22 protein-coding genes are annotated in these 24,673 nt (G+C 49.8%); 21 read left to right on the forward strand and 1 reads right to left on the reverse strand.

Annotated features, from left to right (window positions below):
* Positions 1-205: 205 nt before the first annotated feature.
* The 17 genes from fabF to ASG81_RS18045 all read left to right on the forward strand — a co-directional run bounded on the left by fabF (position 206) and on the right by ASG81_RS18045 (position 16,900).
* Complete coding sequence (fabF, locus tag ASG81_RS17965; protein ID WP_056637016.1) at positions 206-1,447, forward strand: beta-ketoacyl-ACP synthase II; 1,242 nt, start codon at positions 206-208, stop codon at positions 1,445-1,447.
* Positions 1,437-2,141, forward strand: a complete 705-nt coding sequence (rnc, locus tag ASG81_RS17970; protein WP_056637019.1) for a ribonuclease III — start codon at positions 1,437-1,439, stop codon at positions 2,139-2,141. Before fabF ends, rnc begins: the two co-directional genes overlap by 11 nt.
* A 331-nt stretch (positions 2,142-2,472) precedes the next feature.
* Positions 2,473-6,051, forward strand: coding sequence for a chromosome segregation protein SMC (gene smc / locus ASG81_RS17975; RefSeq protein ID WP_056637023.1), 3,579 nt, complete (start codon positions 2,473-2,475; stop codon positions 6,049-6,051).
* Positions 6,052-6,091: 40 nt separating this feature from the next.
* Positions 6,092-7,099 (forward strand): signal recognition particle-docking protein FtsY, encoded by a 1,008-nt coding sequence (gene ftsY, locus ASG81_RS17980; protein ID WP_056637025.1) that lies wholly within the window; start codon positions 6,092-6,094, stop codon positions 7,097-7,099.
* A 166-nt stretch (positions 7,100-7,265) separates the two neighbouring features.
* On the forward strand, positions 7,266-7,619 hold the full coding sequence (ylxM, locus tag ASG81_RS17985; RefSeq protein ID WP_056637028.1) for a YlxM family DNA-binding protein: 354 nt from the start codon (positions 7,266-7,268) through the stop codon (positions 7,617-7,619).
* A gap of 35 nt (positions 7,620-7,654) precedes the next feature.
* Complete coding sequence (ffh, locus tag ASG81_RS17990) at positions 7,655-9,031, forward strand: signal recognition particle protein (protein WP_056637031.1); 1,377 nt, start codon at positions 7,655-7,657, stop codon at positions 9,029-9,031.
* Positions 9,032-9,064: 33 nt separating this feature from the next.
* On the forward strand, positions 9,065-9,337 hold the full coding sequence (gene rpsP / locus ASG81_RS17995; protein ID WP_056637034.1) for a 30S ribosomal protein S16: 273 nt from the start codon (positions 9,065-9,067) through the stop codon (positions 9,335-9,337).
* 25 nt (positions 9,338-9,362) lie between these two features.
* Positions 9,363-9,593, forward strand: coding sequence for a KH domain-containing protein (locus ASG81_RS18000; RefSeq protein ID WP_056637037.1), 231 nt, complete (start codon positions 9,363-9,365; stop codon positions 9,591-9,593).
* A 159-nt stretch (positions 9,594-9,752) separates the two neighbouring features.
* The gene (rimM, locus tag ASG81_RS18005) at positions 9,753-10,277 is read left to right on the forward strand and encodes a ribosome maturation factor RimM (RefSeq protein WP_056637040.1); all 525 of its coding nucleotides are present in this window, start codon (positions 9,753-9,755) and stop codon (positions 10,275-10,277) included.
* 3 nt (positions 10,278-10,280) lie between these two features.
* Positions 10,281-11,033 carry a tRNA (guanosine(37)-N1)-methyltransferase TrmD gene (gene trmD / locus ASG81_RS18010; protein WP_056637044.1) on the forward strand — a complete coding sequence of 251 codons (753 nt, stop codon included), beginning with the start codon at positions 10,281-10,283 and terminating at the stop codon, positions 11,031-11,033.
* A 434-nt stretch (positions 11,034-11,467) separates the two neighbouring features.
* Positions 11,468-11,809: a 50S ribosomal protein L19 gene (gene rplS / locus ASG81_RS18015; protein WP_053375699.1), complete on the forward strand. Its 342-nt coding sequence runs from the start codon at positions 11,468-11,470 to the stop codon at positions 11,807-11,809.
* Positions 11,810-11,994: 185 nt separating this feature from the next.
* Positions 11,995-12,612 (forward strand): signal peptidase I, encoded by a 618-nt coding sequence (lepB, locus tag ASG81_RS18020; RefSeq protein WP_056637713.1) that lies wholly within the window; start codon positions 11,995-11,997, stop codon positions 12,610-12,612.
* 9 nt (positions 12,613-12,621) lie between these two features.
* A complete protein-coding gene (gene ylqF, locus ASG81_RS18025; protein WP_056637047.1) occupies positions 12,622-13,488 on the forward strand; it encodes a ribosome biogenesis GTPase YlqF in 867 nt (288 codons plus the stop codon).
* Between the two features lie 21 nt (positions 13,489-13,509).
* Positions 13,510-14,124, forward strand: a complete 615-nt coding sequence (locus ASG81_RS18030; protein WP_056637050.1) for a ribonuclease HII — start codon at positions 13,510-13,512, stop codon at positions 14,122-14,124.
* A 250-nt stretch (positions 14,125-14,374) separates the two neighbouring features.
* Positions 14,375-16,198 carry a hypothetical protein gene (locus ASG81_RS18035; RefSeq protein ID WP_056637052.1) on the forward strand — a complete coding sequence of 608 codons (1,824 nt, stop codon included), beginning with the start codon at positions 14,375-14,377 and terminating at the stop codon, positions 16,196-16,198.
* Entirely contained in the window at positions 16,195-16,503 is a 309-nt protein-coding gene (locus tag ASG81_RS18040; protein ID WP_056637055.1) for an EscU/YscU/HrcU family type III secretion system export apparatus switch protein, read from the forward strand. The genes ASG81_RS18035 and ASG81_RS18040 overlap by 4 nt, the downstream gene beginning before the upstream one ends.
* A complete protein-coding gene (locus ASG81_RS18045) occupies positions 16,496-16,900 on the forward strand; it encodes a YraN family protein (protein ID WP_056637059.1) in 405 nt (134 codons plus the stop codon). The genes ASG81_RS18040 and ASG81_RS18045 overlap by 8 nt, the downstream gene beginning before the upstream one ends.
* A 117-nt stretch (positions 16,901-17,017) precedes the next feature.
* Here the strand turns inward: ASG81_RS18045 and ASG81_RS18050 are convergent, their stop codons facing one another.
* Positions 17,018-18,586: a YifB family Mg chelatase-like AAA ATPase gene (locus ASG81_RS18050; RefSeq protein ID WP_056637715.1), complete on the reverse strand. Its 1,569-nt coding sequence runs from the start codon at positions 18,584-18,586 to the stop codon at positions 17,018-17,020.
* A 347-nt stretch (positions 18,587-18,933) separates the two neighbouring features.
* On the opposite strand from ASG81_RS18050, the gene sucC reads away from it, so the two are divergent.
* From sucC to topA, 4 genes are all read left to right on the forward strand, one after another.
* Positions 18,934-20,094 (forward strand): ADP-forming succinate--CoA ligase subunit beta, encoded by a 1,161-nt coding sequence (sucC, locus tag ASG81_RS18055; protein ID WP_056637062.1) that lies wholly within the window; start codon positions 18,934-18,936, stop codon positions 20,092-20,094.
* 60 nt (positions 20,095-20,154) lie between these two features.
* Positions 20,155-21,087 (forward strand): succinate--CoA ligase subunit alpha, encoded by a 933-nt coding sequence (gene sucD / locus ASG81_RS18060; RefSeq protein ID WP_053375706.1) that lies wholly within the window; start codon positions 20,155-20,157, stop codon positions 21,085-21,087.
* Between the two features lie 176 nt (positions 21,088-21,263).
* Positions 21,264-22,397 carry a DNA-processing protein DprA gene (gene dprA / locus ASG81_RS18065; protein ID WP_056637065.1) on the forward strand — a complete coding sequence of 378 codons (1,134 nt, stop codon included), beginning with the start codon at positions 21,264-21,266 and terminating at the stop codon, positions 22,395-22,397.
* A gap of 29 nt (positions 22,398-22,426) precedes the next feature.
* On the forward strand, positions 22,427-24,532 hold the full coding sequence (gene topA / locus ASG81_RS18070) for a type I DNA topoisomerase (RefSeq protein ID WP_056637069.1): 2,106 nt from the start codon (positions 22,427-22,429) through the stop codon (positions 24,530-24,532).
* Positions 24,533-24,673 lie beyond the last annotated feature (141 nt).

Consider the following 24,673-nt stretch of genomic DNA (forward strand, 5'->3'; position numbering starts at 1 on the left):
ATTATGCAAAGCGTTATAGCTTGATACGCATCGATTTTATACCTCCTTATATTTCAAGCGTAAAGGCTCTCTCCGTTCACGAATGGTATCGCTTTTATTTACCGAGAAATATAAGCAGGGTATACGCATCAAATGAACGTCGACTTAAATGAAACAAGATGATGCAGCATGCTCATCTATATTGCTGGACATAGAGGTGAATCGAATGAAACAAAGAGTTGTTGTTACTGGTATGGGGGTTATTACCTCGCTCGGTTCCGATTTGGAGCAATTCTGGGGTAACCTGATGGAAGGAAAATCCGGGGTATCGGTTGTTGAGGCCTTCGATTTCTCCGAATACCCAACGCGCATTGCCGCAGAAATCAAAAATTTCAATCCCGAAGATTACGGTTTAGATAAAAAAGAAGCACGCAGAATGGACCGTTTCGTTCAATTTGCGGCAGTAGCCAGCCAGTTGGCGGTTAAAGATGCGGATTTGCAAATTGGCCAAAATGCGGACGCTGAACGCGTTGGAGTTATGGTTGGCTCCGGTATCGGCGGGCTTGGCACTTGGGAGGATCAGCATAATATTTTGCTGGAGAAGGGTCCTAAGCGCGTCAGCCCATTCTTTATCCCGATGATGATCGCGAACATGGCCTCCGGCCAAGTGTCGATGCTTACCGGCGCGAAAGGCCCGAACAGCACAGCGGTTACTGCTTGTGCGACGGGTACTCATTCCATCGGAGATTCGTTCAAAATGATTCAGCGCGGCGATGCCGACGTCATGATCGCCGGCGGTGCAGAAGCGACGATTAGACCTACAGGAATGGCGGGCTTCTGCTCGATGCGGGCGATGTCTGTACGCAATGATGAGCCGGCAAAGGCAAGTAGACCGTTCGACATAGACCGCGACGGTTTCGTTATGGGCGAAGGCGCTGGCGTATTGGTACTGGAGTCGCTTGAGCATGCTCAAGCACGCGGTGCAAAAATTTATGCAGAGGTGATTGGCTACGGCATGAGCGGCGACGCCCATCACATGACCGAGCCCGATCCGGATGGCGCTGCTCGCTGCATGACGAAGGCGTTGAAGGATGCCGGTATTGAACCTTCTGACATCGACTACATCAATGCGCACGGCACATCAACACCGGTAGGCGACCGCTCGGAGACGAAGGCGATTAAGAAAGCGCTTGGAGACCATGCTTACAAAGTAGCGGTCAGCTCGACAAAATCGATGACGGGCCATTTGCTTGGAGCTGCCGGTGGCGTAGAGGCCGTTATTCTTGGCTTGACACTCAAAAACGGTATCATTGCTCCGACCATTAATTTGGATAATCAGGATCCTGAATGCGATCTCGATTACGTCCCGAATACACCGCGTGAGGCGAATGTGAAGACGGCATTGTCAAACTCGTTCGGCTTCGGTGGTCACAATGCATCGATCGTGATGAAAGTTTATGAAGCGTGATTCCTTTTATGAGCTGCAGCAGCGGCTGCAGCTGAATTTTAAACGTACGAAGCTGCTGAAGCAGGCCTTCACCCACACTTCTTATGTCAATGAACACAAGCGCGGGTCTGCTCAGGACAATGAACGTTTGGAGTTTTTGGGTGATGCGGTGCTGCAGCTGCTAGTGTCGGAATATTTGTTCGCGACTTATCCGCAGCGACCGGAAGGCGAGCTGACGAGAATGCGCGCCTCTATCGTCTGCGAGCCTTCCTTGGCACAATTTGCGGAACGTCTGGAGCTCGGCTCCCACGTGCTGCTTGGGCGCGGTGAAGAGCAGCTAGGCGGCAGGCAGCGTCAGGCTTTGCTGGCTGACTTGTTTGAGTCGTTTGTCGGCGCGATCTTCCTTGATGCCGGCATTGAGCAAACGAGAGCCTTCCTTAATGAGCATATGTTCCCGTTCGTTGAGTCCAATGACTACGGCCTGCTTGTGAAGGATTCCAAGTCGAAGCTGCAGGAGCGCTCTCAGCATCATGGACTGGGTCCGGTTGAATATCGTATCATCGAGGAACGTGGACCAGCGCATGATCGTGAATTTGTCGTTGAAGTATATCTCGGGGAAGAACGCTTTGGCGTTGGAAACGGGAGAACGAAGAAGGAAGCGGAGCAGCGTGCTGCGGCTGAAGCATGGCGTACGCTGTCGCAGGAACAAGCTTAATCAGCGAAGAGAGTGTCCAGTGAAGGTCATGCGACCGGAAGGACACTCTTTTTTTCTTAAAATATAAGATATTTATAAGTTTCACACTTATAAATATACTTATATTTCACCGCGAAACAAGCTTTTGCCGCCAAGGACGGCGACAGCCGTTTGCGCTTGGTAATAACTGAAAATACATACATGTATTCGATATGATAATAAATGGCGACGACGCTTTTGTACGGTCTAAGGAAGGTGAAAGCCATTTTCACTGGGCTACCGTTAAACCGCCGTTAAGGTTATCAAGGCCCATTAGATGTGGTACAATGAGGGGTGAGGTGAAAACCAAAACATGTTTCTGAGACGGATTGAATTATCAGGTTTTAAGTCTTTCGCCGATAAGACTGAAATGGAATTTGTAACCGGAATTACAGCGGTGGTAGGTCCGAACGGCAGCGGAAAAAGTAACATTTCGGATGGCATACGCTGGGTGCTTGGCGAGCAAAGCGCGAAGAGTTTGCGCGGCGGCAAGATGGAGGATATTATTTTTGCCGGAAGCGATGCCCGTAAGGCTGTCAACTATAGCGAGGTTTCGCTTACGCTGGATAATGCTGACGGTGCGCTGCCTCTTGAGTATAACGAGGTAACGGTCACCCGCCGTGTACACCGGAGCGGCGATAGCGAATATTTGATTAACAAGCAGCCGTGCAGGCTAAAAGATATTACCGAGCTGTTTATGGATACCGGTATCGGTAAAGAGGCTTACTCCATCATCGGACAAGGTCGAATTGAAGAGATTTTAAGCACGCGCTCGGAGGACCGGCGCGGTATTTTTGAGGAAGCCTCCGGCATAGTCAAATACAAGTCGCGTAAACGCGAGGCGCAGAGAAAGCTCGATGAAACCGAGCAGAACCTGCTTCGCATACATGACCTTGTAGCGGAGCTTGAGGATCAAGTTGGTCCGCTGCGCAAGCAGTCGGAGAAAGCCATTCACTTTAAGGCTCTTAAGGAACAGTTGAAAACGAAAGAAATCTCAATGTACGTACATAACATTGAACAGATCCATAGCTCCTGGAATGAAGCGAACGGCAAGCTTGAGCGTTTGCAGCAGGAGCAGCTTCAGCTGTCCACTGTTGTCAGCAAGCATGATGCGCATTTGGAGAAGGATCGCCAGCAGCTGCGGGAGCTTGAGCAGGCTCTCGACCAGCTTCATGAAGCGATGCTGCAAATTAGCGAGGATTTTGAGAAATGCGAGGGCTATGGCGAGGTTCTTAAAGAGCGCAAACGCAATCTGGAGCAGAATAAACGGCAGCTTGAAGAATCTATTGCCGCGCAGGATGCCCGCATTGGCACTATGACTCAGGAGGAAGCGGAATTCCGCAGCCGCGCTGCGGCGCTTCAGCTTCAGCTGGCTGATCTCCGCGCGAAAATTACCGAAGAAGAAGCGCGATTGCTTGGCGTTGCGGGCGGTGCAGTTGCCGATGCGGAGGAAACGCTTAAGGGCGAGCTGCTGGAGGTGCTCAGCGCAATGGCTCAGCATCGCAATGAAATTCGATATGCGGCTCAGCAGCAGGAAACACTGCAGCGGCGTATGGAGCGAATTAGCGAGGACGAGACAAAATGGCAGGAGCAGCAAGCAAGACTGGATGAAAGACGGTCAGAGCTAACGCTTTCACTTGAATCTACGCTCGCTCGCCTGGAGCAGGCAAGGAACACATCGCTCGCCGAGTCTGAGCAAACCAGAACGATTTCGCAAAGCATGGAAGAAGTTACGTTAGCCATTCGAAAGTGGGAGCAGAAGCTCGACAGTCACGTTTCGAGACGCGACACGATGAAGGAAATGCAGGATGCTTTAGACGGCTTCATGCAGGGTGTTAAAGAAGTGCTCAAAGCCTCGAGGCGCGGCAGCGGCGGCATTAGCGGTGTTCATGGCGCGGTTGCGGAGCTTGTTCGTGTTCCTGAACGTATCGAAACGGCTGTTGAGACGGCGCTTGGCGGAGCGCTGCAGCACATTGTCATGGAGGACGAGAAAACGGCCCGTACCGCAATCGCCTTTCTGAAGCAGCGCCAGCTTGGACGGGCAACCTTCCTTCCGCTGGATGTCATCCGTGGCAGACAAGTGCCTGAGCATGACAAGCGGACTGCAGAATCGGTCGACGGTTTCGTTGGTGTTGCTGCTGATCTGGTCAGCTCGGATTCCCGTTATGCGGCGATAGTGAATAATTTGCTGGGTAATGTACTGCTTGCCGAGACGCTAGAACAAGCGAATCGGATCGCTTCGAAGTGCCAATACCGCTACCGCGTCGTTACACTTGAGGGCGATATCGTAAATGCCGGCGGATCGATGACGGGAGGCAGCTTGCAGAAGAAGGGGGCCAGCTTGCTTGGCCGTCAACGTCAGATCGACGCGCTTGACCAAGATATTGAGAATGCACGCAGGATGGTAGAGCAGCTGCGCAATAAGCTAAGCGATTTGCGCAAAAAGCATTCGATACGCACCCAAAAAATAGAGGAATTGCGCGCTGAAGGCGAGAAAAGCCGGATTGAGGAGCAGCAAATCAGAGCGGAGCTTCAGCAGCTGCACAATGAAGCCAAGCATTTGGATGAACAGCGGCAGCTATACTCGGCAGACCGCAATACGCATTTATCCGAGCAGAAGGATGCGCAGGCGGCGGCTGCAGCGGCAGAGCTCCGGTTAGAGCAGCTTGTCGTAGATGAGGCAAGGCTGCAGGAAGCGATCCGTATGGCGGAGGAGCGGCGTAGAGCGAGCGAATCGGCTAAGGAAGAGCTGCAAGGCCAGCTTACCGATATTAAGATCGCGGCGGCGAAGACGGATCAGGAAAGGCTCTCGTTCGAGGATCAATCGGCACGCGTGCGCGCTGATATACAGCGGGTGAAGCAGGAGCTGGCAGGGCTTCGCTCCTTGTCCGTACAGCAGGAGGAAGAGCTGAAGCGCCATGCCGATGAGACGGTGCAGCAGATTGAGCAGCTTAACCATCTTCGCTTGAAGAAGCAGGAATGCGCGGAACAGACGGATTTGAAGCGATCTGCGCGCGCACAGCGTATTACTGAGCTTGATCTGGGCGAAAGTGAGACGAAGGAGCAGCGTGCTCAGCTCAGACAAGTCGAAGAGCAAATGCGGCAGACGGAGATTGCTGCTAACCGGCTTGATGTGGAGCTGGATAATCTGCTTCGCAAGCTAAGCGAGGAATATGAGCTCAGCTATGAGCTTGCCAAAGAGCAGTATCCGGTGCCGGAGGATGTTGTCGGGACGCAGAACGAGGTTAGAGATATTAAACGCCAGATAACGGCTCTTGGCGAGGTTAACCTGGGCGCTATCGAGGAATATGAGCGGGTTAGCGAACGGTTTGAGTTTTTGTCAGAGCAGAAGAATGACTTAATCGATGCGAAAACGACGCTGTATCAGGTAATCCGTGAAATGGACGATGAAATGTCGAAACGGTTCAAAATGACTTTTGAAGCGATTCGCGGACATTTTGTCATCGTATTCGCGAAGCTATTCGGCGGTGGAAGGGCTGATCTTGTGCTCGTAGAGCCGGATCGCGTGCTTGATACCGGTATTGATATCGTTGCGCAGCCACCGGGCAAAAAGCTGCAAAACCTGCAGCTGCTGTCTGGCGGAGAGCGCGCATTGACGGCGATCGCCTTGCTGTTTGCCATTTTGCAGGTGAAGCCGGTTCCGTTCTGCGTGCTCGATGAGGTAGAAGCCGCGCTCGACGAAGCAAACGTATCGCGTTTCGCTCAATATTTGCGCGAGTTTTCGGAGCTGACGCAATTCATCGTAGTAACCCACCGCAAGGGTACAATGGAAGAAGCAGATGTGTTATATGGCGTTACGATGGAGGAAGGCGGCGTATCCAAGCTCGTATCGGTACGCTTAGAGGATGATGAAGAGCCGGTATCCGCATAAACAAATAAAGCCGGCAATGTGAGGATAGGGAGTTGAAACGATGAGTTTTTTTAAGAGGCTTAAGGAAAGTATCGCAACGAAGACGGAAGCGGTAACGAATGTTTTCAAAGAAGGCTTGTCGAAGACGCGTACTGCGTTCGTAGAAAAGGTCGAGGAGCTTATTACGCGCCGCAAAAAAATCGACGAGCAATTTTATGAGGAGCTTGAAGAGATTCTAATAGGCGCGGATGTTGGCGTAAACACCGTTATGCAGCTGATTGACGATCTTCGCGTCGAGGTGAAGAAGCGCAAGATCGAGGATGCCGCAGATTTGCAGCCGGTTCTTTCCGAGAAGCTGATCCAGCTTATGAAGAGTGACGATCAATCCGGTTTACGGATGGCTTCGAGCGGCATTACCGTTATTTTGTTCGTAGGGGTTAACGGTGTCGGCAAAACGACGACAATCGGAAAGCTTGCGCACAAGTTCAAGAGTGAGGGCAAAAGCGTGCTTATGGCAGCCGGTGATACGTTCCGTGCAGGAGCAATCGAGCAGCTTGAGGTATGGGGGCAGCGCGTAGGCGTCGACGTTATTAAGCAGCAGTCAGGAGCGGATCCGGCGGCCGTTATGTATGATGCGGTGCAAGCCGCTAAACAGCGCGGCGTAGATGTGCTCTTGTGCGATACAGCTGGAAGGCTGCAAAATAAAACGAATTTGATGGAAGAGCTCAATAAAATTTTCCGCGTCATAAGGCGCGAGCTGCCGGATGCCCCGCATGAGGTTCTGCTTGTGCTTGATGCAACGACAGGTCAAAACGCGCTCAGCCAAGCGAAGCTGTTCGGCGAGAAGAGCGGCGTCACCGGTCTTGTACTGACGAAGCTGGACGGTACCGCTAAGGGCGGCATCGTTATCGCGATTCGGAATGAGCTTAGCTTGCCGGTCAAGCTTGTTGGGCTAGGAGAGAAAATGGGCGACCTTCAGCAGTTTGATTCGGAGCAATTTATCCACGCGCTGTTTGCCGGGTTAATCCAACGCGAGGATGAGCAGGATTCGGAGAAAACGACGGAATAACGCGCTTTTGAGCCGAGCTCAATGCTGGTCTTTGCTGCTTGTAAAGGTGACAAGGGGAAATGCTTGACAGCTGCCTATGGCGTCATGTATGATAATAGACGTCGCCTAGTGTAAAGGTATTTACCTTGTCGGTGACGCAAGCATAATAACAGGAGGGGCTGCGGGGATGAAAGCAAATGAACCAGATGCCTTATCCAAAATGACCCGAATAAACTTGTTGTTCGACTTTTACGAGCCGCTCTTAACAGAGAAGCAGCGGACGTTCCTTAAATATTATTTTCACGATGATTTCTCCCTTGGAGAGATCGCGGCAGAGTTCGGCATTAGCCGGCAGGCGGTATATGAGCACATCAAGCGTGCTGAACAGGTGCTTGAGAGCTATGAAAGCAAGCTTGGCTTGCTTGTAAGGCATGAATCACTTCAACAATTAACGGTGCAGCTTGTCAACAGCGTAAACGAGCTTTCGATTGCTGAGCAGGACAGGCAGGCGCTTATGCGTGTCATTGCACAATTTAATTAGGCTGAATAATACATGAAGAGTGGAGGTGACGGTACATGGCAGCATTTGAGAGCTTATCAAGCCGGCTTCAAAATGTGTTCAGCAAGCTGAGGGGCAAAGGTAAGGTTTCCGAAGAAGATGTTAGTGAAGCGATGCGCGAGGTGCGATTGGCGCTTCTAGAGGCGGACGTTAACTTTAAGGTCGTGAAGGATTTTATCGCGAAAGTGAAGGAACGGGCAATTGGCCTCGATGTGTCAAAGAGCTTTACGCCCGGCATGGTCGTCATCGATATCGTAAATAAAGAGCTAACCGAGCTTATGGGCGGCACACAAAGCAAGCTGGTGAAGGCAAGCAAGCCTCCGACAGTCATTATGATGGCAGGCTTGCAGGGTGCCGGTAAGACGACGACGACAGGCAAGCTGGCAAAGCTGCTCCAGAAGAGCAACAATAAGCCGCTTCTCATCGCGTGTGATATTTATCGTCCCGCAGCGATTAAGCAGCTTCAGGTTCTTGGCGAACAGATTAATGCGCCGGTCTTCTCGCTTGGTGATCAGATTTCACCAGTCGAAATTGCGCGTGCCGGACTTCAGCATGCCAAAGAGAACGGCAATGATTATGTCATTATCGATACCGCAGGCCGCTTACATATCGACGAAGAGCTGATGGAAGAGCTGAAGCAAATTCATCAGATTACGAAGCCGGACGAAGTGCTTCTCGTCGTTGATGCGATGACCGGTCAAGATGCGGTTAACGTAGCGCAAAGCTTTCATGAGCAGCTCGCTTTAACCGGTGTCGTACTGACTAAGCTCGATGGCGATACCCGAGGTGGCGCGGCGCTTTCGGTCAAAGCCGTAACGGGCTGTCCGATTAAGTTCGCGGCGATGGGTGAGAAGATTGACTCCTTGGAGCCGTTCCATCCGGAGCGTATGGCATCCCGGATACTCGGCATGGGCGATATGCTCTCACTCATCGAGAAGGCGCAGTCGAGCATCGATGCAGAGAAAGCGAAGGAAATGGAACGTAAAATGCGCACAGCAGACTTTACGTTCGACGATTTCCTCGATCAGATGGAGCAGGTTCGCAATCTGGGGCCGCTCGATCAAATTATGGATATGCTGCCCGGCATGAACAAGATGAAGGGCATGAAGGATATAAAGGTCGATGAGAAGCAAATCGGCCGCGTCGAGGCGATTGTCCGCTCCATGACGAAAGATGAGAAGCAAAAGCCGGAGCTGCTAAATCATAGCCGCCGAAAGCGCGTTGCTGCCGGCAGCGGCACAACGGTCGTTGAGGTTAACCGCCTCATTAAGCAGTTTGACGACATGAAAAAAATGATGAAGCAATTCTCATCGATGATGGGACCGAAAGGGCCGAAGGGCGGCAAGAAAGGCCTGAAGGGCTTGCTCGGCAAAAATATGAAGTTCCCGTTTTAACAGCTGTTTACTCTTTGAAGGAGGTGAATTTTCATGGCAGTACGTATTCGTTTGAAAAGAATTGGTGCTCACAAAGCTCCTTTCTACCGCGTAGTAGTATCGGATTCCCGTTCACCGCGTGACGGACGTTTTATCGAAGAGATCGGCACTTATAACCCGGTTGCACAACCGGCTCAAGTTAAGATCGATGAAGAAAAAGCGTTGAAATGGCTGCAAACAGGCGCGCAAGCATCTGATACAGTTCGTGACTTGCTTTCCAAAGCTGGTGTTCTTAAAAAGTTCCATGAGCTTAGGCAACAGAAATAACTGTTGAATAGCGGAGGGCCTTGAGATGAAAGAATTGATACTTGTCATAGCGAAGGCATTGGTTGATCATCCGGATCAGGTGCTAATCAATGTGAAGGATGATGACCGAGGCACGATATACGAGCTTTCGGTTCACCCCGAGGATGTCGGTAAAATCATCGGTAAACAGGGACGCATAGCGAAAGCGATGCGTACGGTAGTGACTTCTGCTTCCGTCAAATCGCAAAAGCGCGTCATCGTCGACATTATGTCATGATGAACGTACAGGAAGAAGGTTAGGATGAATGTCCTAGCCTTTTTTTAATGTGCTGTTTTTTTAGTATAAGGCTTAACCTAGCGGCTTCGTTCTCCAGCGTGGAACGATGCCGTTTTTATATGTATAATAAGGGTATACACAAATGAAGGGCTGGTTGTAATGAGCGAAAAATGGTTTACAGTCGGGAAAATTGTTAATACGCACGGTCTTCGGGGAGAATTGAAAATACTTTCGCAAACGGATTTTGCAGATATCCGGTTCGCAGCCGGCAGTAAGCTGCTCATGCAGAATGAGGAAAACGGAGCAACGCTTGAAGTCAATGTTATTAGCTCCCGGCCGAACAAAAACGTATACATACTGAAGCTGGAAGGCTTCATTGACATTAATCAGGTTGAGAAATATAAGGGCTGGGTGCTTAAGGTATCCGAGTCTAATTTGGTTGATCTGGATGAAGGCGAATATTATTACCACGAGATAATTGGCTGCCGCGTCGTAACAGAAGAAGGTGAGGAACTGGGCACGATTTCCGAAATTTTAAGCCCGGGCGCCAATGATGTATGGGTTGTTGACCGGCCGAAAGGCTCCGGCAAGCAGCTGCTCTTACCCGTCATCGATGAAGTCTTAATAAGCGTCAACACAAAAGAAAAGATCGTGATGGTCCGCTTGATGGAAGGATTGATTTAAGCGATGAAAATAGATGTGCTGACGCTGTTTCCGGAAATGTTCGACGGCGTATTTCATGCGAGCATTTTAGGTAAAGCGAAAGAAAAAGGGATCGTCTCCCCTCAGGCTATTAACTTCCGTGCTTATTCGGGCAATAAGCATAATACGGTCGACGACTATCCGTACGGGGGCGGAGGCGGCATGGTATTGAAGCCTGAGCCGGTATTTGCGGCAGTTGAGGATCTTAAGCTGGACGAGCATGTAAAGCCTCGCGTCATCTTGCTATGTCCGCAAGGGGAGCAGTTTACACAGCAGAAGGCAGAAGAGCTAGCAAAAGAGAAGCATCTGGTCCTCATTTGCGGCCATTATGAAGGTTATGATGAGCGTATTCGCGAGCATCTGGTCACGGACGAGCTATCGATCGGCGATTATGTCCTAACAGGCGGAGAAATTCCGGCGATGGTGCTCATTGACAGCATCGTTAGATTGCTTCCAGGGGTGCTTGGCAACGAAACCTCAGCAGTTACAGACTCGTATAGCACGGGCTTACTTGAGCATCCACATTATACGCGGCCTTCTGAATTCCGCGGCTGGGAAGTACCGGATGTTCTCATTTCCGGCCATCATGCGAATATAGAGGTGTGGCGCCGCGAGCAGTCGCTGCTTAGGACGCTGCAGCGCCGTCCTGACCTGCTGAAGAGCGCTGCGCTTTCGGATAAGGAACGGAAATGGCTGGCTGCTCGGTCGAAGCAGGAGCCAAATAAAGCGGATAAATAGAATAACTTCAGTCAGAAGAAAGCCGCAGCGGATGCCGTTGCGGCTTTGTTCGAATATAAAACATAAGAATGACTAAGTTTTGAGCTTATGCGATCTTGTCACCAGACGTTTAAGCCGGAACAGAAGAGCAGTTTATGGAGTTGACCCAGCCATAGTGGGCAAAAATGCTATCCGGGTATCCGGCTGCGATGTTTTCTGCGGCAGAATGGTATTTAACGCCCGCAGCCTTCATGCGGTCAAAAGGGGACAATCAGTCGATTCGGTGTTAGTATACATAAAATAGGAATAAAAAAAATCGTGTTGTATTATTGGGCTGGTTATGGTAAAATTTCTAATGTTGTTCGTTAAGTCGGACGGTCCGCTATCAGCGATGAACCGGTTCAGAGGAATTCGGTGAGCTTATAAGAACGTCTATGGTGGAAGGAGTGAATCAAATGAATCTTTTGCAAACAATTGCGCAAGAAAATCTGCGCCAAGGTCTACCGAACTTTCGTCCTGGTGACACGCTAAAAGTTCATGTGAAAGTTATCGAGGGAACTCGTGAGCGTATCCAATTGTTCGAAGGCGTTGTAATTAAACGTCGCGGCGGTGGAATTAGCGAAACTTTTACAGTGCGTAAAATTTCCTACGGTGTTGGTGTGGAAAGAACTTTCCCGCTTAACTCGCCTAAAATCGAAAAAATCGAAGTGGCTCGCCGTGGTAAAGTACGTCGCGCGAAATTGTACTACCTACGTAGTCTTCGCGGAAAAGCTGCTCGTATTAAAGAAATTCGTTAAGAACAGACGACAAGAGGGGCTTGCGCAAACAAGCTCCTTTTCGTTTTTTCTCAAAGTCGTTTACATATTACAGCTTAGGGAAGAAGGCGGACAGAGTGGACTCACAGCAGCGAAATGACGGGCTGAACAATGGTAATACGAATGATTTGAAGGATACACAAAACCATACGAATATTCAGCAAAATTTGCCAGAACGTGCAGTGACCCATGGTTCCAGCTCCGGCAAGCAAAGCGGTACTTACAAAGAAATCGTCGAATGGATCAAGGCGCTAGTTATCGCGGTCGTGCTCGTATTTCTCATTCGCCAGTTTTTGTTCTCGCCGTTTATCGTGGACGGACCATCGATGCAGCCGAATTTTGAGACGGGTGAACGCTTAATTGTAAATAAAATATTGTACACGATCCGCGAGCCGAAATTCGGAGAGGTAGTCGTATTCGATGTTCCGGAGCAGGGCCGAAAATTCATTAAACGGGTTATTGGCGTGCCAGGCGATAAGATTAGACTGGAAGGCGATAACCTTTATATTAACGACAAGAAAATCGATGAGCCTTATATAAAGGAAGCTATTGAAGCGGCCCGCGCTGAAGGCAGGCTGTACAACACTGGACCCAACTTCCCGAATTCAGATGTGAAGGATATGACGGTTCCAGAAGGGACGATTTTTGCGCTTGGCGATAATCGGGGCGATAGCACGGATAGCCGATTTATCGGTTTTGTGACGGATAAGGAAGTTGTTGGCCGCGCCGATATTATTTTTTGGCCGCTGAACAAGCTGGAGTTTATTAAGCACTGGACTAAATGAGGTGAGTAGATGACCATTCAATGGTTTCCGGGTCATATGACCCGAGCGAAACGGCAAATACAGGACAAGCTCAAATTAATCGATCTTGCCATTGAACTATTGGATGCCCGGGTTCCGCTTTCGAGCCGTAATCCGATGATTGAGGAAATTTTGAACGGAAAGCCAAGGCTGATTGTATTGAACAAAGCTGATTTGGCCGATCCGAGGACGACTGAGCAATGGATGGCTTATTTCCGTAACGAAGGACATGAATCGATCGCGATCGATTCTTCGACGGGAACGAAGGTCAATGAGGTTCCGCTTAAGGCGAAGCAGATTTTGCATGAGAAAATAGCCCGTCAAATCGCCAAAGGAATAAATCCGCGCGCTATCCGCGGGTTAATCGTAGGCATACCGAATGTCGGAAAATCCACGCTTATTAATAAGCTGGCCGGCCGCGCCATTGCTTTAACAGGTGACCGGCCAGGCGTTACGAAGGGGCAGCAGTGGATTAAGATTGGAACGGAAATGGAACTGCTCGATACCCCTGGTATTTTGTGGCCGAAGTTTGAGGATGAGCTTGTCGGCTACCGGCTTGCGATGACAGGCGCGATAAGAGAACAGATTTTAAACGTAGACGATATTGCTTTTTTTGCGATGCGTGAGCTAGTGGACCGTTACTGGCCTAACATAAAAGAGCGCTATGAGCTTGAAACGCCTCCGAAGGATGTTTCCGATCCGGATGAAATCGTAAGGGTAATGGAGGATATCGGGCGCCGGAGAGGCTGTCTGGTAAGCGGTGGGCGTGTCGATTTGGAGAAAACATCCGGGATTATTTTGCGTGACTTGCGCGCAGGAAAGCTTGGACGCATTACGCTTGAAGCTCCACCTTATTGATTTGAAACGGGGGAACGTAACGTGCTGCAATATGAACAGTCGTTATGGCAAGAGGGATACAACGCCATTGCCGGCGTGGATGAGGTTGGCCGCGGATGTCTCTTCGGAGACGTTGTGGCTGCAGCCGTTATTTTGCCGCCGGGGCTAGTGATAGAGGGAGTAAATGACTCCAAGAAGTTATCCGAGAAGAAGCGAGACCAGCTCTATGACATTATATTGCGGGAATGCGTGGCCTGGTCGGCCGCTCGCGTTGATGCGGAAACGATTGACCGCATCAATATTAAGCAGGCTGCCAGGCTAGCGATGAAGCTTGCTGTGGAATCGCTGCAGATTCCTTCCGATTATTTGCTTGTCGATGCAGAGAAGGTTGACGTCACGCTGCCGCAGCTGTCGATTATCAAAGGCGATGCTACAAGCCAGTCGATCGCAGCGGCATCTATCGTGGCTAAGGTTACGCGTGATAGGCTTTGCGCGGCACAATGGGAGCAGGAATACCCCGTTTATGGAATCGCTGTACATAAAGGCTATGCGACGAAGCTGCATCGCGAACGATTGCTTGAGAATGGGCCTAGCCCATTGCATCGCAGATCGTTTCTTGGCAACTTATTTACGGGGGAGCAATTGCTTCTCTTCTAGCCGCTTCCTGGAAGGGATGCTGACTGACGCTCGATTGATTGTACGAGGCAATGAATGCCTGGTGTAATGATCGGCGTCTTTTTTTATTTTTAAGCTTGTTTTTCGAGATAAATCGCTTCATGCTTGGCTCTTTATAACCGATATAAGGTTTATGAGTTTTAATGGTGACGTACGAATTATAATACAGAATGATAAGCGCGTGGAAAGCAACTCGTAGATAGGCGCTGGAACTGCGGAGGCCGATGAACAGATGAATATAAGTCAAATGATGCGAAGCTTCTTGGGCGAAGCGTCTAGTGCGGATTCGCGTGCAATAGAGCTGAAGGTTGGACAAATCGTGCGGGGTGTCATCTTGCAGGTTATGGAAAATAATGAGGCACTCGTCCAAATAAACGGTGTACAGGTGCGGGCGAAGCTGGAGATCCCGCTTCAAGTGGGGCAGTCAGCCATGCTGCAGGTACAGCCGCAATCCGGTGGAGCACTCGTCATGCTAAAGCAGGTTGAACCGGGCGCAGTGGGATTGCCGGAGGACACATTTAAGGAATGGGCTAAGCAGCTGGCATTGCCCGAACAGAAGTGGGCCGCCCTTCTAGTAAAGGATTTAAGAAAAGAAGGCGTCATTTTGAACTGCGAGGTTGCACAAGTCTTTCAGCAGACAGCATCCGCGATGCCGGAAGGCGGAGATGCAAAGCAATGGATGCAGGCAGCTGCAGCTACGTTTAAACGGGGCTTGCCTATGACTGGCGCTACAGTTGGTGCCATGCAGCAGGTTATGTTCGGACGCAGTGCGCACGAGCTGCTTGAAACGCTGCAGCAGCAGCTATCGTCTATTGCAGCTGACACAGACGGAGTGACAGCAGCGAAGCCATTGCCGCATGCGGCTGCGCGTGTACTGGCTCTGCTAACGGAAGGCATGGAGCTGCTTCGCGGCGCAACTTCTTCGAGTGCGAGCGAGGCATTGCGTGCTTCAGGAGCAGGTTCAAAGGAAGCTGCAGCTGCCAAACCGCAGAATGCGCAATTGACAAGGACAGATTTACCTCAGGGCAGCGCAGCCGTTTTGGCTGCGGGAGAAGAGGGTTCCGGGCAGCAAGCAATGCCGCAAGCGGCTCGAGCTGCAGCAAGCCCGCCTAATTGGCTTGGACAGATGATGAAATGGATGGGGGTGGACCATGAGCTCCAGCTGGCCAAAGCGGTTACGATGGATACGCAGTCGAGTCAGCAAGCGCCTGCGTTACAATCACAGACAGCTTCAGCAGTTGCTGCTGTGAAGCCTTCTGCTGCATCGCCAAATCATCCTTCTCCGCAGATTGTCCCGGCAGTTGAAGTGAGCAGCAAGGAAGCGGCTCAAACGGTTATTACCGCCCAAGGCAGTACGGGTGATGCAGAGGATCAGCAGTCAATGAAAATTCAAGAACTTAAACATTCCGCGGAACGAGCTGCAGCAGCGGTTATCTCAGCCGTAGCGGAAGGCATGCCTGCTGCTGGTTCCTCCTCGCCTGCACAGCAGGAGTCACTGAAAAGCGCGCTGATTTCATTAGTTTCTGCGGAAAATACGCCGCCTGCCATTAAGGAAACTGCGCAGCAGCTCGTCCAGCAAATAACGGGACAGCAGCTTTTGCTCACGCCTGAACGCAATAGCTCGGTGCTGACACATGTGACTATGTTTATTCCGCTTAATAATACGGAAGGGAAACAGACCGCATCGGTTCATATTCAGACAAGACGCGGACGCAAAGGAGAACTGGACTCCTCCAACTGCAGGCTGCTGTTCAACTTATCGATGAATACGCTTGGAGACACGATGGTTGACGTAAATGTGATGGACAAAATTGTAAGCTTGAATTTATGGAACGATCATCCCGCCATCTCAATGCTCGCTGAGTCATCCCGTTCCGAAATTGCGGGCAGCCTTCAGCAAGCAGGCTATCAGCTGCTTTCGCTTCGTACAAAGCCTTTGCCAAAGGCTGGCGAGCAAAGGCTGGAGGAGACAGGGGCGGCGGCCAAGAACCAGCAGCTGCCTGAAATGTCCGCCTTTTCTTCCAATCGATACAAAGGAGTCGATTATCGCATATGAGCAGCGATCAGGAGAATAAACCGCAGCAATCGAAAATCAGGAAAGCAGTTGCGCTAAAATACGAGCCCGGTGAACGAGCGGCTCCGGTTATGGTAGCAAAAGGCAAAGGCCATTTGGCGGATCTTATACTGGAGAGAGCTATGGAAAACGGCATTCCCGTCCAAGAGGACTCCTCGTTAGTTGAAGTGCTCTCCAAGCTCGATATTGATCAAGAAATTCCCCCCGAGCTTTATACGCTGGTTGCTGAAATTTTAAGCTTCGTCTATCGTTCTGATCGCAAAGCGAGGGATATGAGAAATGGTTGATGGCGAAGGAGCGGTTAGCAGACAAATTAAATGGGACACTAGAAAGCATACGGGTCAGATCGGGGAAGCCGCAGCTTGCGTTTACTTGACGGAAGCAAACTATACCATAGTGGACCGTAATTGGCGCTGCCGCAGTGGAGAAATCGATATTATCGCGGAGCGGGAAGGCAGACTCATTTTTGTAGAGGTGCGGGCAAGAAAGGCTGGCGGCAGATTCGGCACGGCAGCTGAGTCGGTAGATCGTCGGAAGCAGCAAAAGCTGAGAGATACGGCTCAGGTATATTTGCGCAGCGTTGGGCGTTCTGATGCATCCGTTCGATTCGATGTAATTGCTATAAGCTTGAACGGAATGGATGAGTCGATCATCGAATGCAAGCATTTCGAATGCGCTTTTTAATAGAACGTCAAATCGAAGGGCTTTCTCTTAGGTTATAAACCTAAGAAGAAAGCCCATGCCTTTAAATGAAGAAAATGATTAAAAAGACCGATTAATAGGGATAAAACAGCTATGCGATCATGGAAGCTGCCTGTCCAGCCCGCGATATTGAATGGCTTCAGCGACATGCGCCGTTTCGACCGATTCACTGGCTTCGAGATCGGCTATGGTACGGGCAAGCCTCAACATTCGATCATACGCTCGCATGCTTATTCCAAGCGCATCAAAAGCATTTTCTAACAGGCTGACTGCACCTTGCTTTATGTTTACAGTTTTGCGGAGTGCAGCGCCTGTTAATTCGCCAATGACAGTGGTGCCGCTATCAACGTTTCGGGCGTGCCGGAAGGCTCTGGCTTCCAGAACGAGCCTCCTCATTTGAGCGGTGTCAAGAGAAGGTCCAGACTTTGCAATGTCCAATGAAATAGGGCGCGGTACCTCAAGCTGCAAATCGATGCGGTCAAGCAATGGGCCGGATATTTTTGAACGATAGCGGCAAATGGCAGCTGCGCTGCAAGTACAACGCTTTTCTCCATACTCATGTCCATAGTATCCGCACGGACAAGGATTATAAGAGGCTGCGAGCATAATGCTCGCGGGAAACTGGAACACAGCCTTGGAGCGGGAAATGGTCACAATTCGGTCCTCAAGCGGCTGACGCATGACCTCCAGCACTTGCCTTGGAAACTCAGGAAGTTCATCCAGGAAGAGAACACCGCGATGAGCGAGCGTTACTTCGCCAGGCTTCGGTATCGAGCCGCCTCCGATTAATCCGCCGGCAGAAATCGTATGGTGAGGCGCGCGGAATGGCGGATCGGTAATGAGGCCGCGGGAGCCTTCGAGGAGCTTGCCTGCCACGCTGTAAATTTTCGTAACCTCCAGCGCTTCCTGTTCGTTCAATAGCGGCAAAATGCCTGTCAGACGGCGAATCATCATCGTTTTACCGGTGCCTGGCGGTCCGCTCAGAAGAATATTATGATTGCCGGCTGCGGCAATGAGCATTGCGCGTTTGGCTTGATGCTGCCCGATGACATCCCCGTAATCTCCGGTACTATCTTGTCTCTCAAGTGAAGTTTGGTGCGAGTCTCGATTAAAGGAAGAGTTGTTGTCTGGATTGACGCGAATATGATGCCAGCCGTCTTGTTTCTTTTTGTGCAAATCAAGCTCGTTCAAATGATTTAACGCAAATAACTCCATACCTGTGATCCAGCTTGCTTCCTTCACGTTGCCGATTGGCAGCAAAACACGCGTAAACCCAAGCCTCTTTGCTTGCTCAAGCATCGCCAAAACGCCGGCTACCGGACGGACATTGCCGTTCAGGGAGAGCTCGCCTAACAGCAGCGTATTCTCGAAGAGGGCGGCGCTTATTTGACCGCTTGCCGTCAAAATTCCAGCCGCAATGGCCAAATCGAAGGATGTTCCTTCTTTACGCAAATCGGCAGGTGCCAGATTAACCGTAATCCTGTCCATTGGAAAGATGAAGCCGCTGTTTTTCAACGCCGCTCTCACGCGCTCGACAGACTCGCGGACTGCCGGATCAGGGAGGCCAACGATGTTGATTTGTGGTAAACCGCTCGAAATATCCACCTCTACCGATATACTTTTCCCGTCTACCCCATACACGCTTGCACTATGAATTAAACTAAACAAGACAAAAAGCACCCCCATTTGTGTGAATGAAGGTGCTTCCTTTCGATTCCGTCCCTAGATATGAATTTGGAAATATCATAGATTAGTTGTCTTCAGGTTGTCAATGTTTAAAATTTTCGCGTATAGAAAAGGTGTTTTGGTCATACTAGATGGCGTGGTTCCCTGGGTAATCAGATGTCAGCTATAGCTGTTCCATTTGTTTAATCTCAATTTGAGATGAAATCCATATCAAAAAAGCCGTATTAATTATGTCTGAAAATAAGGTAACAAATGTCGAAAGGTGCTACAATGATAGAGGTTTGTGTACATATGACTGATTTCAGTCTATGAAATGGAGGATTTCAACAATGAATATCCATGAGTATCAAGGGAAAGCGGTCTTGAAACAGTATGGTGTCGTCGTGCCAGAAGGAAAAGTAGCCTTCTCCGTAGACGAAGCTGTTGAAGCTGCTAAAGCGCTCGGAACACCGGTGGTTGTCGTGAAAGCACAAATTCACGCTGGCGGCCGTGGTAAAGCGGGCGGAGTTAAAGTGGCAAAAAGCATTGACGAGGTGCGTGCATACGCTGGCGAGATTTTAGGCAAAGTGCTCGTTACGCATCAAACAGGTCCAGAAGGCAAAGAAGTAAAACGTCTTCTGATCGAGCAAGGCTGCGACATCAAGAAAGAGTATTATATCGGTGTGGTATTAGACCGCGGTACGGGTCGTGTCGTTATGATGGCTTCGGAAGAGGGCGGCACAGAAATTGAAGAAGTAGCCGAGCACTCCCCGGAGAAAATTTTCAAAGAGATCGTTGATCCGGCTGTTGGCCTGCAAGCTTTCCAAGCCCGTAAATTGGCTTACGCAATCAACATCCCTAATGAGCTTGTTAACAAAACGGTTAAGTTCATGCTTTCGCTCTACACGGCTTTCGTAGAAAAAGACGCTTCCATTGCAGAAATCAATCCGCTCGTCGTAACTGGCGATGGACAAGTTATTGCACTTGATGCGAAGCTTAACTTCGATTCCAATGCGCTTTACCGTCACAAGGATATCATTGAGCTGCGCGACTTGGAAGAAGAAGACGCCAAAGAAATCGAAGCGTCTAAATTCGACCTTAGCTACATCGCTCTTGACGGCAACATCGGTTGCTTAGTTAATGGTGCGGGCCTTGCGATGGCGACTATGGATATTATCAAATATTACGGCGGCGACCCTGCCAACTTCCTAGACGTAGGGGGCGGTGCGACAGCTGAGAAGGTAACGGAAGCGTTCAAAATCATTTTGTCCGATGAAAAGGTTAAAGGTATTTTCGTAAATATTTTCGGCGGCATTATGCGTTGTGACGTTATTGCAAACGGTGTTGTCGAAGCAGCGAAGCAAGTCGGCCTTGACCGTCCGCTCGTTGTTCGTCTAGAAGGCACGAACGTAGACCTCGGCAAAAACATTTTGAAAGAATCGGGATTGAACATCGTGGCTGCGGATTCCATGGCGGACGGCGCGCAGAAGATTGTCGCTCTCGTGAAATAAGATAACTTGCTGTGTGGCTTTAGGCCGCATACGAATTCATTCAGGGGATGTGAGTTAAGAGTGAGCATTTTGGTCAATAAAGATACAAAAGTCATTACCCAAGGTATTACAGGAGCTACTGGCTTGTTCCATACAAAAGGCGGATTGGAATACGGCACGCAAATGGTTGGCGGCGTAACACCTGGTAAAGGTGGCACGAACGTTGACATTACACTTGATAACGGCACGCTCGTATCATTGCCTGTATTCAATACGGTTGCTCAGGCGAAAGCTGCTACTGGAGCTAACGCTTCGGTTATCTACGTACCACCGGCATTTGCTGCGGATGCGATCATGGAAGCTGTTGACGCTGAGCTTGACTTGGTCATTTGTATTACAGAAGGCATTCCAGTGCTTGACATGGTAAAAGTAAAACGTTACATGGACGGCAGCAAAACGGTTCTTATCGGGCCGAACTGCCCAGGCGTTATTACTCCGGATGAATGCAAAATCGGGATTATGCCAGGTTACATTCACACAGCTGGACACGTTGGCGTTATATCCCGCTCAGGAACATTGACTTATGAAGCGGTTCATCAATTGACGACTCGCGGAATTGGACAATCTTCTGCAGTAGGTATCGGTGGCGATCCGGTAAAAGGCTCCGAGTTTATTGATATCCTGAATCTCTTCAATGAAGATCCAGACACCTATGCGGTAATTATGATTGGTGAAATCGGCGGAACGGCAGAGGAAGAAGCCGCTGAGTGGATTAAAGCCAACATGAAAAAACCGGTTGTCGGCTTCATTGGCGGCGCAACGGCGCCTCCGGGCAAACGGATGGGACATGCAGGCGCAATCATTTCCGGCGGTAAAGGAACAGCTGCTGAAAAAATCGCAACGCTTGAAGCATGCGGTATTAAAGTAGCTCCAACACCATCCGAAATGGGTTCAACGCTTGTAAGCGTTCTTGAAGAGCAAGGCTTGCTCGAAAAATGCATTACCCGCAAATAATCATATCGATTTAAGCAAGGTAAGCAACCTTTCAACAACCCGAAAACGGGAGTTGAAAGGTTGCTTTTTTATTTGCCGGTTGCCATTATTTTTACGGTTGACTTGCAATCTTATGGCGTGTAACGCACAATAGATAAGAATGCAAGCCAGCCCAGTTGAAGAAAGGGTTGGTTGATATGGAGAAAAATAAAGATATTCGCAGACAAATGATTATTGCCTTTCATGAAATTCCAGGTATCGGATGGCATGCCATTCAGAAGGCCGTTACGCATCAATTTTGGAATAAAAGATCATGGAGTATAGAAGATTTACTTGCTATAGGCTTAAATCGGAGTCAAGCGCAATCAGCAGCAGAGCGTTATGCAGAACGTCCATGGATTTTGACAGAGGATCCATCCGAAGCGGTCGCCAGAGCGAATGCGGTTGCTTTAACGCCCTATGATTCCGCATATCCAAACCTTTTGAGAGAAATCGCCCAGCCGCCTTGGGTCTTATATGCAAGAGGGAGACTTGAATTATTGCAGCGACCTGCTGTCGCGGTTGTTGGAACGAGAGTGCCAACAGCTTATGGCAGGCATTCGGCGACTACGCTGGCACAGGATCTGTCCTCTGCAGGCTTAACGGTCGTAAGCGGTCTCGCAAGAGGCATCGATAGTAAAGCTCATGAAGCGGCGTTATACGGGGCAGGAGGCACGATTGCCATTCTGCCGACGCCGATCGATAAATGTTATCCGCCCGAAAACCTATCATTATTTCATAAGATTGCGGAGCACGGCTTGCTCGTCTCGGAAACGCCTATCGGAACGCCGCTGCATCCCGGACAGTTTCCTCAGCGTAATCGCATTATTGCAGCCTTGTCGGTTGGAACTGTCGTTGTGGAAGGGGCTACGAAGAGCGGCTCACTGATTACAGCGAAGCATGCATCGGACATGTCGCGGGAATTATTCGCGATCCCCGGCCCGATCTCATCCCCGAAGAGCAAGGGGCCGAATGAGCTCATTAAGCGGGGAGAAGCGAAGCTAATAAGCGGCGTTAACGATATTATCGACGAGCTGCATTGGCTGCCTGCTGCATTAGAAGCTTACAAGGATGCAGAAAAAGCGAGTCTTTCCAATCAGGAGGCAGAGGGTGCCAAGCTAACGGCAGAAGAGAACAATTTGATCGCTTTATTAAGGGATCAGCCGTTGTCAATTAATGAATTGCATGAGCTCTCAACCATTCCGTTTGGACATTTGAACGCACTTCTGCTAAATTTATGTATAAAACGCAAAATTGAATTGCAGCAAGGGTCAATATATATTGCTTTATAAGCTTGCAATGGAGAGAGGAGGTGCCTTACATGGCAGATTCTTTAGTTATCGTCGAATCGCCCGCAAAAGCCAAAACGATCGGAAAATATTTAGGCAGTAAATATATCGTTAAAGCTTCAATGGGACATATTCGCGATTTGCCCAAAAGCCAGATCGGCGTCGAGGTTGAAAACGATTTTAATCCAAAATATATAACGATACGCGGCAAAGGCAGCGTCCTCAAGGAATTGAAGGATGCCAGCAAAAAAGTTAAACATGTCTTTCTGGCAGCCGATCCGGATCGCGAAGGTGAAGCGATCGCTTGGCATTTGGCACACTACTTGGAGCTCGACGAGACCGATGCATGCCGCGTAGTATTTAATGAAATAACGAAACAAGCCGTTAAGGACGCATTCAAGACGCCGCGCAAAATTAATATGGATTTAGTGAATGCTCAACAGGCGAGACGGATTTTGGATCGATTGGTCGGATACAAAATCAGTCCTTTGCTATGGAAGAAAGTGAAAAAAGGCTTGTCAGCCGGCAGGGTGCAATCGGTTGCGGTTAAGCTCATCATCGATCGCGAAAACGAAATCGATGCTTTCACACCCGAGGAATACTGGTCCATTACTGCGAAGCTGAGTCATTCCGGCATTCCGTTTGATGCGAAATATTATTCCATAAACGGAGATAAGCGTGAACTTGGCAAGGAAGCGGAAGTGCAGGAAGTGCTCGGTGCGATGAAGGGCAGCCAGTTCACGGTCTCTGACGTAAGAGAGAAGGAGCGTCTGCGCAATCCGGCACCGCCATTCATCACGAGCTCGCTGCAGCAGGAAGCGGCAAGGAAGCTGGGCTTCCGCGCTTCTAAGACGATGTCTGTCGCGCAGCAGCTTTATGAAGGCGTTGAGCTGGGCAAGGAAGGCACCGTCGGTTTAATTACCTATATGAGAACCGATTCCACGCGGATATCGCCAGTTGCGCAAGAGGAAGCAAAGGAATTTATCACGGAAAAGTACGGTGCGTCATTCGTGCCTGAACAACCGCGAATTTATTTGAAGAAAAACAGCAACGCCCAGGATGCGCATGAAGCGATTCGGCCGACCTCTATTTTGCGGGATCCTGAATCGATGAAGCCTTTTTTGAGCCGCGATCAGTTCCGGTTATATAAACTCGTATGGGAACGCTTCGTATCAAGCCAAATGCAATCAGCGGTGCTGGATACGATGACGGTCGATTTGCAGGCGGGTGAGACGGTTTTTAGAGCTACGGGCTCTAAAGTCAAGTTTGCCGGCTTTATGAAGGTATATGTGGAAGGCAATGATGATGGCACGGTAGAGGAGCATAAATTTTTGCCGCCGCTAACAGCAGGGGATATTATAAACTCGGAATCCATTGATCCAAAGCAGCATTTCACGCAGCCGCCGCCGCGCTTTACGGAGGCTAGGCTTGTTAAGACGCTTGAGGAGCTCGGCATAGGTCGTCCAAGTACGTATGCGCCTACGCTTGAGACGATTCAGAAGCGCGGCTATATTGCAATGGAAGAGAAAAAATTTATGCCGACCGAGCTTGGTGATCTTGTTATCCAGCTTATGGAGGAGTTTTTCCCTGAAATTCTCGATGCCGAATTTACGGCTAACATGGAAGGCAACCTTGACCATGTGGAGGAAGGCACGGAGGATTGGGTAAAGGTTCTTGCGAAGTTTTATGAATCCTTTGAGAGAAGATTAGAAGTAGCTGAAGACGAGATGAAGGAAATCGAGATTCAGGATGAAGTGTCCGATGAGCTTTGTGAAAAATGCGGACGTCACTTGGTCTACAAAATGGGGCGCTTCGGTAAATTTCTGGCTTGCTCGGGCTTTCCGGATTGCCGTAATACAAAGCCGATCGTCAAAGACATTGGCGTTACTTGCCCGAAATGCGCGGAGGGAAAAATCATCGAGCGCCGCAGCAAAAAAGGCCGGATTTTCTATGGCTGCGATCAATATCCGGGCTGCGATTATGTTTCGTGGGACAAACCGACGAACAAGCCCTGTCCGCAATGCGATTCCAAGCTGGTGGAGAAGCGCAACCGCAGCGGCGCAAAGCTGCTCTGCCCAACCTGCGACTATTCTGAAGAGGTTATCGAAGAAGACGAGCAAGGTACGGATACCGAATAACGATGTAGCCTTCTCTTACCAAATGAATAATATGGGAGAGCGCATGCCCGTCAATTTCAAACGCATGAACAAGTCCTCCCTCCACACAGGGAGGACACCGTTGTTAAACGGCCTGTTCATTTACCGATAAGGATTATTTTT

Source organism: Paenibacillus sp. Soil522, from assembly GCF_001428245.1.
In the GTDB taxonomy this organism is placed as follows: Bacteria; Bacillota; Bacilli; order Paenibacillales; family Paenibacillaceae; genus Pristimantibacillus.

Excerpts from the sequence above, each read along its gene's own strand:
- fabF (WP_056637016.1), top strand. The coding sequence starts at position 206 with ATGAAACAAAGAGTTGTTGTTACTGGTATGGGGGTTATTACCTCGCTC.
- rnc (WP_056637019.1), top strand. The coding sequence starts at position 1,437 with ATGAAGCGTGATTCCTTTTATGAGCTGCAGCAGCGGCTGCAGCTGAAT.
- smc (WP_056637023.1), top strand. The coding sequence starts at position 2,473 with ATGTTTCTGAGACGGATTGAATTATCAGGTTTTAAGTCTTTCGCCGAT.
- ftsY (WP_056637025.1), top strand. The coding sequence starts at position 6,092 with ATGAGTTTTTTTAAGAGGCTTAAGGAAAGTATCGCAACGAAGACGGAA.
- ylxM (WP_056637028.1), top strand. The coding sequence starts at position 7,266 with ATGAAAGCAAATGAACCAGATGCCTTATCCAAAATGACCCGAATAAAC.
- ffh (WP_056637031.1), top strand. The coding sequence starts at position 7,655 with ATGGCAGCATTTGAGAGCTTATCAAGCCGGCTTCAAAATGTGTTCAGC.
- rpsP (WP_056637034.1), top strand. The coding sequence starts at position 9,065 with ATGGCAGTACGTATTCGTTTGAAAAGAATTGGTGCTCACAAAGCTCCT.
- ASG81_RS18000 (WP_056637037.1), top strand. The coding sequence starts at position 9,363 with ATGAAAGAATTGATACTTGTCATAGCGAAGGCATTGGTTGATCATCCG.
- rimM (WP_056637040.1), top strand. The coding sequence starts at position 9,753 with ATGAGCGAAAAATGGTTTACAGTCGGGAAAATTGTTAATACGCACGGT.
- trmD (WP_056637044.1), top strand. The coding sequence starts at position 10,281 with ATGAAAATAGATGTGCTGACGCTGTTTCCGGAAATGTTCGACGGCGTA.
- rplS (WP_053375699.1), top strand. The coding sequence starts at position 11,468 with ATGAATCTTTTGCAAACAATTGCGCAAGAAAATCTGCGCCAAGGTCTA.
- ylqF (WP_056637047.1), top strand. The coding sequence starts at position 12,622 with ATGACCATTCAATGGTTTCCGGGTCATATGACCCGAGCGAAACGGCAA.
- ASG81_RS18035 (WP_056637052.1), top strand. The coding sequence starts at position 14,375 with ATGAATATAAGTCAAATGATGCGAAGCTTCTTGGGCGAAGCGTCTAGT.
- ASG81_RS18040 (WP_056637055.1), top strand. The coding sequence starts at position 16,195 with ATGAGCAGCGATCAGGAGAATAAACCGCAGCAATCGAAAATCAGGAAA.
- ASG81_RS18045 (WP_056637059.1), top strand. The coding sequence starts at position 16,496 with ATGGTTGATGGCGAAGGAGCGGTTAGCAGACAAATTAAATGGGACACT.
- sucC (WP_056637062.1), top strand. The coding sequence starts at position 18,934 with ATGAATATCCATGAGTATCAAGGGAAAGCGGTCTTGAAACAGTATGGT.
- dprA (WP_056637065.1), top strand. The coding sequence starts at position 21,264 with ATGGAGAAAAATAAAGATATTCGCAGACAAATGATTATTGCCTTTCAT.
- topA (WP_056637069.1), top strand. The coding sequence starts at position 22,427 with ATGGCAGATTCTTTAGTTATCGTCGAATCGCCCGCAAAAGCCAAAACG.